Here is a 17,027-nt window from a genome sequence, read left to right on the forward strand (position 1 = left end):
GAGAATCCGGCCGCGAATTGCCTCTTTTCGCGCTGCTCTCCCGGGCTCTGGTGGCCTTCACCATCGAGCTGGATAACACCTTTGAACAGCGCGTCCCTCATCGCATCTCCGATGTCCCGAAAGGATCTGCCGCGCATGATCCCGGCGCGCAGTGGCTGGTTTCGTATGCGATCTGGTCGCACTTTCTCGTGCATGTGCCGGAATCGGGTATTTCCGTGCGCGAACTATTGCATGTCACCGGTTTGGACAAGTCGTCGCTGAAGCAGTGGCTCACACGGCTTACTCGCTGGTGGGGCTACCTCACTCTTTCGCCCAGCCTTGTTGCCGGACCGCCCGGTGACCGGATCGTGCGGTTGACCCGCGGTGGCCTCTCTGCCCGGCAGGCATGGCTACCGCTCGCGGCTGAGATCGAAACGCGCTGGCGCGGCCGTTTGGGGGATCCGGCGATCGAGTCCTTGCGCCGGGCACTCATCGCAGTGGCGGGCCGGATTGAGCATCATCTCCCCGATAGCCTCCCGATTCTCGGCTACGGCCTGCGTGCGCCGCTCGGTCGTTTCGCGGCTACGCCCAGAACGGGGCGGGAAGAAATAGACCGGCTTTCACTTCCGGCACTGCTTTCGCATGTGCTCCTCGCCTTCACTATCGACTTCGAAAGGCAGTCGGAGCTGTCCCTTGCTATTTCCGCGAACACCCTGCGTGTGCTCTCCGACAAAGGCACGCGGAGGCGCGATCTGCCAGCTCTGACTGGTATCTCTGCCGAGGCGAATACGATGGCCCTCGGTGTCCTCGACAAAGCTGGTTATGCAGTGAGTGGGCCGGAATCGCCGGGCAGCCGCGTGAGGGTTATCCGTCTCACAGAGAAGGGAGTTCTCGCGCAGGAGGCGAACCGGAGATTGGTGTCGGCGATTGAGAAGGAATGGGTGCAGCGTTTCGGCCGGAATGAGCTCTCTGATCTGTATGCGTCCCTGGCCGCGCTGCCTGAAGCCGATCTGCTGGCGGGTCTGGTTCCTCATTCCCAGGGCTGGCGTGCCTCTCGCCCTGCGATGACCGTGCTGCCGCACTATCCCACCGTTCTTCATCGGGGAGGGTATCCGGATGGCGCATAGAGCTGGCCTTGGTATGCTCTCCACACATGAGATCCCAGCTTGCTCTGCTCACTGCCGCTGCCGTGCTGCCGTTTTCTGCGTTCGCCCAGTCGCCTGCTCCGCTCACCGCGCCGGAAAAGACGATGGTGTCCTACATCGATGCGCATGAGCAGGAATCGAGTGACTTGCTGGCAAAGCTCGTCTCGATCAACAGCGGCACGCACAACCTTGAAGGCGTGCGCGAGGTCGGGAAGATTCTCTCGGATGACCTGGCTGGCCTGGGCTTTCAGGTTCGCTGGCTGGATATGAGCCAGGTGCAGCGCGCCGGTGTGCTTGTCGCGGAGCATCCCTGCCCTGAGCCGGGCAAGTGTGGTAAGCGCATGCTGCTTATCGGCCACATGGACACGGTCTTTGAGAAGAACAGCGCTTTCCAGGCGTACGCACCGCCCGCAGCGGGCAGCACCATTGCGACGGGGCCGGGCACGAATGACATGAAGGGTGGGCTGGTCGACATGATCTATGCGCTCAAGGCGATGCAGGCTGCGGGCGTCCTGAAGCAGACCGAGATTGCCGTGGTCCTGAGCGGCGATGAAGAAGCGCACGGCGAACCGGTGACGATTTCACGGCGTGACATGATCGAGGCTGCGCACCATAGCGATGTGGCTCTCGAGTTCGAGGGCACACCGCGTTTCAACGGCATTTTTTACGGATCGGTGAGCCGCCGCAGCTCGATCACCTGGCAGATCAGGACCACAGGCGAGACCGGACACTCCTCTGCGATCTTCTCAGCGGAAAAGGGCTACGGCGCGATCTTTGAGCTCACGCGCATCCTCGATGCCTTCCGCATGCAATTGCCCGAGGCCGGGCTGACGTATAACGTCGGCATGGTGCTGGGCGGTACGGACATCAAGCTGGATGAGGCAGGCAACAACGCGACGGTTGAGGCCAAGAACAACGTGATTCCGCCCTCGGCCTTCGCGAGCGGTGATATCCGTACGCTTTCGAATGAGCAGACCGACCGGGTGGAGAAGAAGATGCAGGAGATTGTCGCGCAGCATCTCGCCAGGACGGGCGCCACGATCAGCTTCGGTGAGGGTTATCCGGCGATGGCCGCGACAGCGGAGAATCGCGCGGTACTGGCGATTCTGAACCGGGCGAATGCGAGCCTTGGTTTTGCACCGATGCCGGAGCTGGATCCGATGAAGCGCGGGGCAGGCGACATTGCGTTCGTGGCGGATATCGTGCCGGGACTTGCCGGCGTAGGGGCAACGGGAGACGGAGCGCACGCTCCCGGCGAGACGATTGATCTTGCCGCGCAGCCGGTCAACACCAAGCGCGATGCGGTGCTGATGTATCGCCTGAGCCGGATCGATCAGAAGACCGGACTGGTTGAGGCGGCGCGCTGACCGTCGATCTGGTCGCACCCAGCCAATTGCAGGCTTGAGTGGGCCATCCATAATCGAGCGTGAAAGGAAGAGGGGCGTGCGGGCAGCATACCCCTCTTCGTGATCCTTAACCTGTTATGCCGATTGCAGGAAGGCGACCGACTGCACTCCGGCCACATCGAACCGCTTGCGGCAGCGGATATTCTTGCAGGCCACCATGTCATCCTTGCGAACCATGTAGGACTGCGCCTTGGCGAAGCGGGCGCGGTCACGCTCGTCGGCATGGCGTGGCAGACCGTTCTTCTTGCGCCGCACCAGCCAGCCCAATTGGTACTCGTCCGCCTTGCCGCAGTGCGGACACGTCAGCTGGTGATTCCGCTGTTCTGCCTTTTCGTCAAAAAAATCGCGTTCTTCCATCGCTTCACCTTCGCTTGAGAGTCGAGCCGTGGCTGCGCTCTTCCATTTGCAAATATTGTAGAGACGTCTCGTGCTTTGCGAAAAGTATGTGGCCAGTCTTTGATACGGGATTGCAGCGAATCCGCGTATGCTTGGGAGCGAAGGAAAGGTGCGTATGGCCGCGAAGAAGGCAAAAAAGAAGACGTTCTCCGCGGTGAAAGCGGTGAAGGCGAACGCCCGCGAGCGCGTTGGGCAGCCGAAGGCCGAGCGTGTGATTGTCGACACGCCTCGCGCTGAGCGCCGCAAGGCGAAGCACAAGGAAACTCTCGCAGAGATTCTCATCCGGGAAGACTGAGGCGAAGGCAGACAGGAGGCGCGCATGAGTCAACAGTTTCTTAACCTCATTCGCAGTGGGCAGACGGCCGAGATTGCCTCTGCTGTCGAAGCGCAGCCTGAGCTTGCCCGCTGCCGCGATGCGCAGGGCGTCTCCGCGCTGATGTGGTCCATCTATACGCAGCAGCCGCTGATCCGCGACTTTCTTCTCACTCGCATCGGGCCAGCCGATGTGCATGAGGCTGCCGCGCTTGGCGATTGTGGCCGCATGTATGCGCTCATCTCCGCAGACGCGATGGCTGCGCGTGCTGTCTCCGCAGATGGCTGGCCGCCTCTGCACCTGGCCTCGGCCTTCGCCACGCCGCAGGCTGTAGAACTGCTGCTTGAACACGGCGCGCACATTCACCAGGTTTCGCATAATGCACTTCGCAACCAGGCTCTGCATGCATGCGTCGCGCTTAGCCAGTCCGCCGCTGTGCTTCGTCTTCTGCTCGAGGCCGGAGCGCCCGTGAACAGCACGCAGGCTGGCGGATACACGCCTCTGCACCAGGCCGCTTCAGGAGGCAAGGGAGATTTTGTGACTGCGCTGCTCGAGTACGGGGCTGATCTGTCGCTGCTTTGCCATCAAGGCAAGACCGCATCCGACTATGCGCGAGAGCATGGGCACGCGGAGATCGTGGAATTGCTGCATCGCACCGCTTCGGCTTAGTGGTTGCTCATCCCGTTACGTGTCTGCCAGGTAATTGAGAGCAGAACTGGGCCAAGTTCTTCCTCTTTTGTTCGCTTCAATGTCTCTTATGGGCATACGCCGGCGAACGGCAGCGGGGTATCTTTTCAGAATTTCCATGGAAGCGCTCGCTTTCGTGCTGGGCCGGACCATGGCAGGCGGCTGGCTTTTCGTGGTAGAACCGCAAGGGATGCAACAATATCGTTTCCCGGATCGTCTTAGGAATCACGCTTAAGTCGGGCTGTAGAGACAGCTTAGGGAAAATTTTGTGTGGTGGCCGGCCAACTCCGCCGGGTCTGCTGCTTAACCTGCTCAAATACCGCAACGCCTGAACAGTTATGGACCGGATGGATGGCACTGAGGCCGTCCGTGTCACAAAACCAGTAGTTTGAATCCCACCCGCAGGCCTGAACCTGACGAAGGGTGAACGAAATCACGATGGAACAGAGACCGCCCGAGCCACCTATTCCGCCCGACCACCAGTTGCCGAAATCCACTACCCCTGAACCCGCACCCGCGGCCCCGAAAAAGGGCCGGCAGTGGCTTTGGGCCATCCTGCTCCTGGTGTTTGCCGGCATTCTCTTCCTGATTCTTCGCCATCACGACGACTCCAAGAAAGCCGCAGGCGGCAGTGGTGGAGGTGGCCGGCATGGATTCAGCGGGCCGGTGACGGCTACGGCCTCGTCCGCCAAGCAGGGCGATATCGGTGTGTATCTCGATGCCATCGGCACGGTGACCCCGGTCTATACTGCGGCAATCTACAACCAGGTCGAAGGCGTGATCACCGCGGTGCACTACCGCGAAGGCCAGCTGGTACATAAGGGCGATCCGCTCGTCGATATCGACGCCCGCCAGTACGCAGCCAATGTCGAGACGGCCGAGGGCACGCTGGCCAAGGACCAGGGCGTTCTCGCTCAGGCGCAGATGGACCTCGACCGCTACCAGAAGGCCTGGGCGGCGAACGCGATCGCCAAGCAGACGCTCGATGACCAGGAGAAGCTCGTCCTGCAGGATGAAGGCACGGTCAAGTCCGACCAGGGCACGCTGGATTACGACAAGGTACAGCTCTCCTATTGTCATATCGTGGCCCCCTTTACCGGCCGCGTGGGTCTTCGCCTCGTAGATCCCGGCAACCTGGTGCAGGCCAGCAGCAGCACGGAGCTGGCAGTTGTCACCCAGACACAACCCATCACCGTCGTCTTTACTGTCGCTCAGGACAGTCTCCCCGAAATCCTGGAACATACCAGCCAGACTGGCGGCAAGCTGGCCGTGGATGCCTATAACCGCGACTCCAGCCAGAAGCTGGCGACCGGTACGCTGCTGGCCATCGATAACCAGGTGGATACAACCACCGGTACGGTGAAGCTGCGCGCGCAGTTCGACAACAAAGACAACGCCCTGTTCCCCAATCTCTTTGTGAACACCCGCCTGCTGGTTACGACCCAGCACAACCAGACCCTGATTCCGGATGCAGCCATCCAGCACAACGGCGACGAGTCGTTTGTGTACGTGCTCGATCCGATCAAGGCCTCGGACAACGCCTCGCAGAAAGCCGAGCCTGAAGAAGCGCAGCCTGAGGCTTCGGATGAGTCTGGTAAGAGCGGCTCCGGCTCGGCCAATGGAGCCGGCGGCAAGGGTGGGCAGAAGCCCGGTTTCACCGCTCGTAAACAGGATGTGAAGGTTGGTATCTCGGATAACGGTACGACCGCGGTTCAGGGCATCACCCCTGGAGACATGGTAGCCACGAGCAGCTTCGAGAAGCTGCAGCCCGGCTCCAAGGTCATCCTCAGCAAGAAGCCCATCCCCACGGACACCACCGAGAGCATAACCCCGTGAGTCCTTCCCGCCCATTCATTCTGCGGCCAGTGGCGACGTCCCTGCTGATGGCCGCAATTCTTCTGGCCGGACTTGTCGCCTTCACGCAGCTGCCGATTTCGGCGCTGCCTGAGGTCGACTATCCGACGATCCAGGTGCTGACCTTTTATCCCGGCGCCAGCCCGGATGTGATGGCGACGACCGTCACAGCTCCGCTGGAGCGCCAGTTCGGCGAAATGCAGGGTCTCAGCCAGATGACCTCGACCAGCTCGGGCGGCGTCTCGGTGGTGGTGCTGCAGTTCAGCCTGACGTTGAACATCGACGTTGCCGAAGAAGAAGTGCAGGCCGCGATCAACGCCGCGCAGAGCCTGCTGCCTTCGCTGCTGCCTGCACCCCCGGTCTACAGCAAGACCAATCCGGCCGATGCGCCGGTGCTGACCATGGCGATCACCTCGGACTCCATGCCGCTTTCGCAGGTGGAGGATCTGGTGGATACGCGCATGGCGCCCAAGCTCTCGCAGCTGAATGGCGTCGGTCTGGTTTCGATCAGCGGCGGCCAGAAGCCTGCGGTCCGCATCCAGGTGAACCCGACGCAGATCAACGCCTACGGCCTCAACATGGAGGACGTCCGCACGGCGCTGGCCGACGCCAGCGTGAATGCGGCCAAGGGTAACTTCGACGGTCCGAATAAAGACTGGGAGATCGACTCCAACGACCAGCTGGTGACGGCGGATGACTACAAGAATGTGGTCATCGCCTATCGCAACGGTGGCCCGGTCTTCCTCAAGAACGTCGCGAATGTCGTGAATGGAGTTGAGAATAGCCGCCAGGCCGCCTGGATGAACCAGACGCCTGCTGTTGTGCTCAATGTCCAGCGCCAGCCCGGCGCGAACACCATCAGTGTCGTCAAGAGCATTAAGAAGCTGATGCCGCAGCTGCAGGCCAACCTGCCGGCTGGCATCCAGGTGACGACGCTGACCGACCTAACGACGGCTATCCAGGCCTCGGTGGATGACGTGGAATTCGAGATGATGCTGACCATCGCGCTGGTGGTGATGGTCATCTTCCTCTTCCTGCGTAATCTCTACGCCACCATCATCCCGTCGGTTGCCGTGCCGCTTTCGCTCATCGGCACCTTCGCGGTAATGTACATGCTCGGCTACTCGCTCGATAACCTGTCGCTGATGGCGCTGACCATTTCGACCGGCTTCGTGGTCGACGACGCGATCGTGATGATCGAAAACATCTCCCGTTACCTCGAAGAGGGCGACTCGCCGATGCAGGCCGCTCTCAAGGGAGCAGGGCAGATCGGTTTTACGATCCTCTCGCTGACGGTATCGCTCATCGCCGTGCTCATTCCGCTGCTCTTTATGGGCGATGTGGTTGGCCGCCTCTTCCGCGAGTTCGCGGTGACGCTCGCGGTCACCATCGTGATCTCCGCGGTGGTCTCGCTAACGCTCACGCCGATGATGTGCTCGCGTATCCTGCGGCACAACCCCAAGGCGCAGGAAGGCCGCTTTTACAAGGCTTCAGAGCGCGTCTTCGAGAACATGATCGCCTTCTACGGTCGCACGCTGAAGGTGGTGCTCCGCTTCCAGACGATCACGCTGCTGGTGGCTGTCTGCACGCTGGCGCTCACTGTCGTGCTCTACATCTATATCCCCAAGGGCTTCTTCCCGGTGCAGGATACGGGTGTGATCCAGGGTATTTCGCAGGCCCCGCAGTCCATCTCCTTCGACGCCATGACCAAGGCGCAGAAGGAGCTGGCCCGCATCATTCTCGAAGATCCTGCGGTCGAGAGCCTGTCCTCGTTCATCGGCGCGGATGGCACAAACACCACGCTGAACAGCGGCCGCTTCTCGATCAACCTCAAGCCGCTCGATCAGCGCGATCTCAGTGCCTCCGACGTGATCCGCAGGCTGCAGAAGAAGCTGGCGAATGTGCACAACATCCAGCTCTACATGCAGCCGGTGCAGAACATTACGGTCGATGACCGCGTGACCCGCACGCAGTATCAGTACACGCTCGAAGACCCCAACAGCGTGGAGCTGAATACCTGGACGAACCGCTTTGTCGACAAGCTGAAGAAGCTGCACGATCTCGAAGACGTTGCGACCGATCAGCAGACCGGCGCGAGCGCTGTTTCTCTGATGATCGACCGCGTTACTGCTTCGCGTCTCGGCATCGCTCCCAGCACGATCGACAACACCCTCTATGACGCCTACGGTCAGCGGCAGATCAGCACGATGTACACGCAGCTGAATCAGTACCACGTCATCCTCGAGGCCATGCCGCAGTTCCAGCAGGATCCCTCGCAGCTGAACAAGCTCTACATTCAGTCCGATGCATCCTCCGGTACGAGCGGCGCGGGTGCTTCCACCTCGTATTCCTCTTCGGCGTCCACATCGGCAGGCTCGAACTCGACGACGACATCGATCGCGTACACGCCGTCGAGCAATGTGCTCACGCCGCCTACGAGCATCATGACGCCCACGACGACGAGCAATACGGCGACCTCGTCCACCGCGCCGAATGCCGTGCCGCTGAGCGCGTTCACGCGGCTTGGCTCGACGACGGAGTCTCTCTCGATCAATCACCAGGGGCAGTTTCCAGCGGTGACGGTCTCCTTTAACCTTGCCCCGGGCGCATCGCTGGGCACAGCGATCACTGAAATCGACAAGGTTGCCGCGGACATGCACTTCCCGGCCAGCCTGCAGGCTGATTTCCAGGGCACCGCGGCTTCGTTCCGCAACTCGCTCTCGAACGAGGCGCTGCTGATTCTTGCCGCGCTGGTGGTCGTCTACATCGTGCTGGGTGTGCTCTACGAGAGCTTCATCCACCCAATCACTATTCTCTCCACGCTGCCTTCGGCGGGTGTCGGCGCGCTGCTTTCGCTCATGCTCTTCCACCAGGATCTGAGCGTAGTCGCGATCATCGGCATCATCCTGCTGATCGGCATCGTGAAGAAGAACGGCATCATGATCGTCGACTTTGCCCTTGAGGCCGAGCGCGAGCATGGGCTCGATTCGACGGAGGCAATCTATCAGGCCAGCCTGCTGCGCTTCCGCCCCATCATGATGACGACGATGGCCGCGCTGCTCGGTGGTATTCCGCTGGCCTTCGGTTCGGGTATCGGCTCGGAGCTGCGCCGTCCGCTCGGCATCTGCATGGTCGGCGGTCTACTGCTCAGCCAGGTCCTCACGCTTTACACCACGCCGGTCATCTACATCTTCTTCGATCGCCTCGCGACGAAGTTGAGCGGCAAGAAGGATAAGGACGCTTCGCATCAGGATGCCCGGCATCATCTGCTGGACGGCGAGGCGCAGGCGTAGACATGAATATCTCCGCGCCATTTATCCGGCGCCCCGTGGCCACCACGCTGCTGACTATCGCGGTGGCCATTGCGGGAATCATCGGGTTCACGGTCCTTCCGGTATCGCCGCTGCCGCAGGTCGACTTTCCTACGATCCAGGTGCAGGCGTCGCTCTCCGGTGGCAGCGCCGCGATCATGGCGTCTTCCGTGGCGACGCCGCTCGAGCGCCAGTTCGGACACATCGCCGGCATTACCGAGATGACTTCGTCCAGCCAGCTTGGCCAGACGCAGCTCGTACTGCAGTTCGATCTGAACCGTAATATCGACGGCGCGGCGCGCGACGTGCAGGCAGCCATCAACGCCGCACGCACGTATCTGCCGACGAACCTGCCCAGCAACCCGACCTATCGCAAGGTCAATCCTGCGGATGCGCCGATTATGATCATCGGCCTCACTTCGGACGTTTACGATCGTTCGAAGCTCTATGACCAGGCCGACACCGTTCTCGAGCAGAAGCTCTCGCAGATTGAAGGTGTGGGCCAGGTGGTTGTAGGCGGCGGCGCGCTGCCATCGGTACGCGTCGAAGCGAATCCCACGCTGCTGAACAGCTACGGCATTACGCTGACCCAGGTACAGAGCGCGCTCAGCACGGAGAACTCGCAGCTTGCGCGCGGGCAGATTGTCAATGCCGCCAACACCGCGGATATCACGATCAACGGCCAGATCGGCCACGCTTCGGACTACAAGCCGCTGATCATCGGCTACAAGAACGGAGCCGCGGTTCGTCTCTCCGATGTCGCGCAGGTGGTCGATTCGACGGAGAACATCCGCAACGCCGGCTATCTCAACGGCAAGCTTGCGATCCCGCTGATCATCTTCCGCCAGCCCGGCGCCAACATCATTCAAACCGTCGATCGCATTCGCGCTCAGCTGCCGTTCCTGAAGGCGACGGTGCCGGTGGGCGTCGACATGACGGTGGTGATGGATCGCACGACGACCATCCGCGCCTCCGTGAACGACGTCGAGCGCAGTCTGATTCTCTCGATCATCCTGGTTGTCGTTGTCGTATTCGTCTTTCTGCGCAGTCCCCGCGCTACGCTGATTCCGTCGGTGGCCGTGCCGGTCTCACTCATCGGCACCTTCGCGGTGATGTACATGTTCGGCTACTCGCTCGACAACCTCTCGCTGATGGCTCTGACCATCTCGACCGGTTTCGTCGTCGACGACGCGATCGTGGTGATGGAGAACATCACCCGGCATCTCGAAGATGGCATGGAGCCCTTCGAGGCGGCACTCAAGGGCGCCAAGGAAATCAGCTTCACGGTCTTCTCGATCAGCGTGTCGCTGGTGGCCGTGTTCATTCCTATTCTGCTGATGGGCGGCATCGTTGGACGCCTCTTCCGCGAATTCGCGGTCACGCTGTCCACGGCCATCCTGGTGTCGATGATCATCTCGATTACCACCACGCCGGCCATGTGCGCGCACCTGCTGAAAGCGCACAACGAGGAGCATGGCCGTCTCTACCGCTTCAGCGAAAAGATCTTCGACAGCATCCTCAGCGGTTATCGCGGCAGCCTGCGCTGGGTTCTGAAGAACCCCGGCCTGATCCTGGTCGTTCTGATCATGGTCGTGGCTCTCAACGTGGTGACCCTCATCAAGGTGCCCAAGGGCTTCTTCCCGCAGCAGGATACAGGCGCGCTTGTGGGTGGCGTACAGGGACCGCAGGATGCCTCGTTTCCCGTGATGGATAACTCCATCAAGATGCTGGTGAAGACGATCAAGGCCGATCCCGCGGTGAACAACGTCATTGGGTACGTGGGCAACGGCAACGGCGGCTTTATCTACGTCGCGCTCAAGCCGCTCGACGAACGCAAGATCAGCGCGGAGCAGGTAATCGATCGCCTGCGGCCGAAGCTCAATCGTCTGCCGGTTGCATCGATGTTCCTGCAGGCCGCGCAGGATCTGCGCATCGGTGGCCGCAGCTCGAACGCGCTCTACCAGTACACGCTGCAGGCGGACAGCCTCGACGATCTGAAGAAATGGGCTCCGAAGCTCAAGGATGAGATCGCCAAGCTGCCGGGCCTGCAGGATGTGAATACGGACTACCAGAATGCCGGCCTGTCCGAATACCTCACCTACGATCGCACCACCGCTGCCCGTCTCGGCGCCAGCGCGTCGTCGATCGATAATGATCTCTATGCGGCATACGGCCAGCAGCTGGTTTCGCTGATCTACACGCAGATGAACCAGTACTACGTGGTGCTTGAAGTGGCCCCGCAGTATTGGCAATCGCCCGATGCGCTGAACAAGACCTACATCTATACCGGCGAAGGCATGACGCCCATCTCCACGCTGGTGCGCGCAAATACCCAGACAACGCCGATCTCCGTAGCGCACACAGGCGTATTCCCGTCGGCTACGATCTCCTTCAACCTTGCGCCGGGTGTCTCGATGGGACAGGCGACGGAGGAGGTCACGGAGCTGCAGGATAAGCTGGGGATGCCGCAGACGATCCACGGATTTTTCTCCGGCACGCTGCAGGCGTTTCAGGCTTCGCTTTCGAGCGAGCCGATGCTGATCGTCACCGCGATCCTTGCGGTGTATATCGTTCTCGGCATTCTTTACGAAAGCCTCATCCACCCGCTGACGATTCTTTCGACGCTGCCTTCGGCCAGCATCGGCGCGACCGTGGCGCTGATGCTCTTCGGCTCTGAGCTCGATGTGATCTCGATTATCGGCATCATCCTCCTGATCGGTATCGTGAAGAAGAACGCCATCATGATGATCGACTTCGCGCTGCAGGCCGAGCGCGAGCAGGGCATGAAGACCGAAGACGCCATCTTCGAGGCTTGCATGCTGCGCTTCCGCCCGATTCTCATGACCACCATGGCTGCGCTCTTCGGCGCGCTGCCGCTGGCTTTCGGTACGGGGACCGGATCTGAGCTTCGCCGGCCGCTTGGCATCACCATCGTCGGTGGACTGATCATGAGCCAGCTGCTTACCCTCTACACCACGCCGGTCGTTTACCTGTTCCTCGATCGCACCCGGCTCCGCGTGCTCGGTAAGAGCCACGACACATTCAATCCTGAAGCAGAGGGAGGCGTCGCATGAGGACATCGCCCCACACCAAGAGACCCAGCATGAACCACGATGAAGTTCCAGGCTCCTGTCATCTGAAGCGGACCGGCGCAGGCCGCACGGCCACCGCGATTGCCGCTACCCTTTCGCTGCTGCTCTCCGGCTGCATGCCCGGGCCGAAGTATCAGAGGCCCTCTGCGCCTGTGTCCGCCGCGCCCGCGTACAAAGAGACGCCGGCCAATTTCCAGGATGCGGACGGCTGGAAGGTCGCGCGCCCCGATGATGCCATGCTCAAGGGCAAGTGGTGGGAGATCTACCAGCAGCCGGAGCTGAACGTACTCGAAGATCAGCTGGTCATCAACAACCAGAACATCCGGGAGTACTTCGAGAACTTCATGGCTGCCCGCGCGATGGTGCGCGAGGCCAAGGCGCAATACTGGCCGACGGTCACCACATCGCCAGCATGGACCCGCTCCAAGAGCTCCGGAAACCTTGGCCAGTCTTCGACTGCAAATGCCGGCAGCACCGCATCGACCTGGGCGATGCCGCTCGATGTCTCATGGACGCCGGACTTCTTTGGCAAGATTCGCAGCGAGGTGAGGGAAGAGCAATATGCTGCGCAGGTTTCGGCGGCGGATCTCGAAAACGAGAAGCTGACTGAGGAAGCCACGCTGGCTGAATACTTCTTCGAGCTGCGCGGACAGGATGCGCTGCAGAAGGTTCTGGATGACACGGTAGCCGCCGACCAGAAGGCTCTCGACCTGACTCGGCATCTTTATGAGACCGGTATCGATGACTATGTCTCTGTCGTCGAAGCCGAGGCGACGCTGAAGGCAGCCCAGTCTTCGCAGCTCAATCTGGGTGTGGATCGCGCGCAGTACGAGCATGCGATCGCAATGCTGATCGGCAAGCCGGCGACCGATTTCTCCATGCCGGTGAAGGGGCTGCTTACACCGCCGCCGCCGATCCCGGTAGGTGTGCCGTCTCAGCTGCTCCAGCGCAGGCCGGATATTGCTGCAGGCGAGCGCACGCTGGCCGAGGCGAATGCGACGATCGGTATCGGTTACGGTGACTTCTTTCCCGATGTCACGCTCACTGCGGAAGGCGGCTTCGAGGCCTCGCAGTTTCAGCACTGGTTCGACTGGCCGAGCCGTTTCTGGTCGATCGGCCCATCGATCTCGCAGACGATCTTCAATGGCGGTCTCTATCGCGCGGAGCTGAACCAGTACACGGCAACCTACAACGCCGATGTGGCCACTTACCGCCAGACGGTACTTACGGCGTTTCAGCAGGTAGAGGACTATCTAGCTGCGACCCGCATCCTATCGCAGCAGGTGATCCGCGAACAGGAAGCGGTAACTGCGGAGCAGAAGTATCTCGACCTCGAGATGCATCGCTATGAAACCGGCCTCGATCCGTATATCGATGTCACCATGGCGCAGACCACGCTGCTCGCGGAGCAACAGACCCTGGCGTCGCTTCAGATCCAGGAGTCCGTGGCCTCGGTGGAGTTGATCGAAGCGCTTGGCGGCGGATGGGATGTGTCGCAGCTTCCGACTCCGGCGCAGGTCAGCGTCAAGCCGACAAAAGGTGAGTACGCTCGCGATAAGTAGCCGTAACAGTTGCAAAATGCACTGAGGGCGCCGCAATCAGCGGCGCCCTCAGTGCATTTTGAGAGAGAAACGATGGTGACGGTTACGAGACCAGCGACTTGAGGTGAGAAACCACGTCGGCTACGGCAACATCTTCGCCGGCAGCCTTTGCGCGCGTCACTAGCTCCACCTTGCCTTCGGCGATCTTCTTGCCGACGGTTACGCGGTACGGGATGCCGACGAGATCGGCGTCCTTGAACTTCACGCCGGCGCGTTCGTCGCGATCGTCGAGCAGCACGTCGAAGCCCGCAGCTTCGAGTTCTGCGGCGATCTTCGAGCCCGCTTCCACCAGGGCTTCGTCCTTGATGTTGGTGAGCGTCACCACCACTTCGAACGGCGCGATCGACGGCGGTAGCCAGAAGCCGTTCTCGTCGTTGTTCTGCTCGATGCACGAGGTGAGGATGCGCTCGATGCCGATGCCGTAGCTGCCCATGATCGGCGTAACTTCCTTGCCGTTGGGATCGAGTACACGCGCGCCCATGCTCTCGGAGTATTTGTAACCGAGCTTGAAGATGTGGCCGATCTCGACCGCCTTCGCAACCTTGAGCGGCGTACCGCACTGGGGGCAGCCTTCGCCTTCGGCGACATTGCGGATGTCCGCAAGCAGCGTCCAGGTGAAGTCGCGGCCCGGCGTGATGTTGCGGAAGTGGTAGTCGAGCTTGTTCGCGCCGCCGACGAGGTTCTTGCGGCCTTCGAGGCCGAGGTCGACGATGACGTTGACTCCGCCGTCATGCAGCTTTTTCGCGACGTTGAGACCGATAGGGCCGAGATAGCCGGCAGGTCCCGCGAAGTACTTCTCGAGCTCTTCGCCGTTCATCGGACGTAGGTCGGATGCGCCGGCGATGCCGCCAAGCTTGGTCTCATTCACGAAGTGATCGCCGCGCAGGAAGGCCACGAGCGGGACCCACTTCGCCTCCTTGCCTTCGCGAATTTCCGCCATGTAGGCGACGGTCTTGATGTCCGAGGCCGCGTCGATCTGGAAGAACTCGGCCACATCGGCGATGGCAGCCTTGCCCGGCGTGTGCACCAGTTCTGGCAGGCCGTCGCCGGTCGGCTCCATCTCGGTTACCGCGCCGAGCTTCGAGGTCGCCTTCTCCATGTTGGCCGCGTAACCGCAGTTCGGGCAGCTGGCAATCAGATCCTCACCGGCATCGGTGTAGACCATGAACTCCTGCGACTGTGTGCCGCCCATGGCGCCTGAGTCGGCTTCGACCGAGACGAAGGACAGGCCGCAGCGCGAGAAGATCTTGCGATAGACGGCGTCGTGCAGATCGAAGCTCTTGTCGAGTCCGGCTGCGTCGAGGTCGAAGGAGTAGCTGTCCTTCATGATGAACTGGCGCACGCGCAGCAGGCCCGACTTCGGACGGGGCTCGTCGCGGAACTTGGTCTGGATCTGGTACCAGATCTGCGGCAGCTGCTTATAGCTGCGCAGTTCCTTGCGTGCGATGTCCGTCATGACTTCCTCGTGCGTCATGCCGAGGCAGAGCCACGCGCCCTTGCGGTCCTGCAGGCGGAACATGTTCTGGCCCATGGTCGTCCAGCGCCCGCTCTGTTCCCACACATCCGAGGGCATGATGCCGGGCAGCAGGAACTCCTGCCCGATGGTGTTCATCTCCTCGCGCACGATCCCGACGATCTTCTGGATCGACCGGTTCCCGAAGAACAGGTACGAGTAGATGCCCGCGCCCAGCTGCCGCACGTAACCGGCGCGCAGCAGAAATTTGTGGCTGGCGACTTCGGCATCCGCCGGAGCCTCACGAAGGGTCGGAACAAAAATCTTGGACCAGCGTTGCATGAACGAACTGCTATCTTTCCCGCCGCAGCCGGAGAAGAATCTCCTGCCGCCGGACGAATCGTAGAGTCTTGTTGGAGCCTTTATTGTAGCTGCCCACTCCGATTTGGACGGGCCCGGCGCGGCTCAGAATGCCTTCGCCGTTTCGGCGACCATGGGCTCGGGTGTAGAGAGTATTTCGCGCTCAGCCGGGATAAGTGGAATCCACACATTGAAGATAGTCCCGTGCCTCGGCGTTTCGGCCGCAGTGCGCGAGCGCACCAGGATGCGGCCTCCGTGTCGCTCGACCATGGAGCGCACCAGCCACAGGCCCACGCCGGTGCCTGCGGAGCCTTTCGTCGTGAAAAAGAGCTGAAAAAGGCGCGACCGGTGCGAGGGCGCAATGCCCGGGCCGGTGTCCGCAACGGTGATGGAATAGCCGGCATTTGCATGCCCATTTCCACGCTTTTCCTGCTGTGGCAGATGCCGGGGCTGGATACGCAGATAGATGGTGCCGTCGTGTCCGAGGGCCGCTGCCGCATTTTCGATCAGGTTGATCAGGATCTGGCGCATGTCGGAGGCGTAAATCTGCGCCTTGGCCCCGCGGCGCATCCGCGTCTCGAGTCGGATGCCACGCATGCCCAGCTCCGAGCGCTGCAGTTCGAGCACGCCCCCGGCCAGATCATCGAGGCTTGCCGAAGTTGGCGCGGGGGATGGATCGGGCCGGAAGAGGGAGAGCATATTGTCGGCGATGCCGCTGGCCCGCTCCAGCTCGGCGCGCGCGGTCTGCAGCATCGCGGCGAGGTCGGCGGGCAGGCGCGGATCGGTCGCGGCCAGGTAAGTCAGGTTTGCGGCGGTATCGAGCGGGTTGCGAACCTCATGGCTGATGGCGGCGGAGAGGCGTCCGGCGACCGCCAGCTTCTCCGAGGCGATCAGCATGTTCAGCGCCTGTTCCCGTTCCTTCCGGGTGGTGGAATACATCTTGAGGAACCGGCGCACGCTCTCTGCCAGCTGGGGCGCGGCCCGCGTGAAGAGGATGGCCGTGGGCACGGAGGCTGCTGCGCACAGCACTTTCACCGTGGCGGAGAGCGGATACACCGGCCACCACACCGTCACAATCTCCATGAAGTGCGTCGCGCCGCAGGCGACGATAAAAGTGCCGAAGAAGAGGAAGATCCAGAGATAGCGGCGCACTGCAGCCACGTGCCGCAGCCGGTAGGCTACCCAGAAGAGTCCACCAAAGATGAGAGCGTAGGAGATGCCGATCAGGCCGTCGCTGATGGCGTTCGTCCACACCAGCCCCGGACTCGCCAGATAGCAGAAGCGATGGGGCACGTATCGCGCGGAGAAGAGCTGCGGCAGAACCCCGCTCCATATCAGGGCCACGATGGCCAGCAGCCCGCCGCACAGGATAGCGATTACTTTCTTCAAGGCATTCACCAGGCTCGGGTCTGTCTTTCCAACTGCAGCAA

At 61.4% G+C, this 17,027-nt stretch carries 11 protein-coding genes; 8 read left to right on the forward strand and 3 right to left on the reverse strand.

Going from position 1 to position 17,027, the window contains the following annotated elements:
* Positions 1-17 precede the first annotated feature (17 nt).
* Positions 18-1,106, forward strand: a complete 1,089-nt coding sequence (locus tag QM649_RS10510; RefSeq protein WP_415198994.1) for a hypothetical protein — start codon at positions 18-20, stop codon at positions 1,104-1,106.
* A gap of 26 nt (positions 1,107-1,132) precedes the next feature.
* Positions 1,133-2,491, forward strand: coding sequence for a M20/M25/M40 family metallo-hydrolase (locus tag QM649_RS10515; RefSeq protein WP_415198995.1), 1,359 nt, complete (start codon positions 1,133-1,135; stop codon positions 2,489-2,491).
* A 114-nt stretch (positions 2,492-2,605) separates the two neighbouring features.
* Here QM649_RS10515 and QM649_RS10520 read toward each other — a convergent pair whose 3' ends face one another.
* Positions 2,606-2,887: a hypothetical protein gene (locus QM649_RS10520; RefSeq protein WP_415198996.1), complete on the reverse strand. Its 282-nt coding sequence runs from the start codon at positions 2,885-2,887 to the stop codon at positions 2,606-2,608.
* Between the two features lie 154 nt (positions 2,888-3,041).
* Here QM649_RS10520 and QM649_RS10525 point away from each other — a divergent pair, with 154 nt between their 5' ends.
* The 6 genes from QM649_RS10525 to QM649_RS10550 all read left to right on the forward strand — a co-directional run bounded on the left by QM649_RS10525 (position 3,042) and on the right by QM649_RS10550 (position 13,745).
* The gene (locus QM649_RS10525; protein WP_415198997.1) at positions 3,042-3,221 is read left to right on the forward strand and encodes a hypothetical protein; all 180 of its coding nucleotides are present in this window, start codon (positions 3,042-3,044) and stop codon (positions 3,219-3,221) included.
* A gap of 24 nt (positions 3,222-3,245) precedes the next feature.
* Positions 3,246-3,908 (forward strand): ankyrin repeat domain-containing protein, encoded by a 663-nt coding sequence (locus QM649_RS10530; RefSeq protein WP_415198998.1) that lies wholly within the window; start codon positions 3,246-3,248, stop codon positions 3,906-3,908.
* A 456-nt stretch (positions 3,909-4,364) separates the two neighbouring features.
* Complete coding sequence (locus tag QM649_RS10535; RefSeq protein WP_415198999.1) at positions 4,365-5,762, forward strand: efflux RND transporter periplasmic adaptor subunit; 1,398 nt, start codon at positions 4,365-4,367, stop codon at positions 5,760-5,762.
* A complete protein-coding gene (locus QM649_RS10540) occupies positions 5,759-9,073 on the forward strand; it encodes an efflux RND transporter permease subunit (RefSeq protein ID WP_415199000.1) in 3,315 nt (1,104 codons plus the stop codon). The genes QM649_RS10535 and QM649_RS10540 overlap by 4 nt, the downstream gene beginning before the upstream one ends.
* A gap of 2 nt (positions 9,074-9,075) precedes the next feature.
* A complete protein-coding gene (locus tag QM649_RS10545) occupies positions 9,076-12,165 on the forward strand; it encodes a multidrug efflux RND transporter permease subunit (RefSeq protein WP_415199001.1) in 3,090 nt (1,029 codons plus the stop codon).
* Positions 12,162-13,745 (forward strand): efflux transporter outer membrane subunit, encoded by a 1,584-nt coding sequence (locus QM649_RS10550; protein WP_415199002.1) that lies wholly within the window; start codon positions 12,162-12,164, stop codon positions 13,743-13,745. Before QM649_RS10545 ends, QM649_RS10550 begins: the two co-directional genes overlap by 4 nt.
* 82 nt (positions 13,746-13,827) lie before the next feature.
* Here the strand turns inward: QM649_RS10550 and QM649_RS10555 are convergent, their stop codons facing one another.
* Positions 13,828-15,579, reverse strand: coding sequence for a proline--tRNA ligase (locus QM649_RS10555; protein ID WP_415199003.1), 1,752 nt, complete (start codon positions 15,577-15,579; stop codon positions 13,828-13,830).
* 123 nt (positions 15,580-15,702) lie between these two features.
* Entirely contained in the window at positions 15,703-16,986 is a 1,284-nt protein-coding gene (locus tag QM649_RS10560) for a sensor histidine kinase (protein ID WP_415199004.1), read from the reverse strand.
* Between the last annotated feature and the right edge of the window lie 41 nt (positions 16,987-17,027).

Origin of the sequence: Silvibacterium sp. (assembly GCF_047605705.1) — a bacterium.
Taxonomy (GTDB): domain Bacteria; phylum Acidobacteriota; class Terriglobia; order Terriglobales; family Acidobacteriaceae; genus Silvibacterium.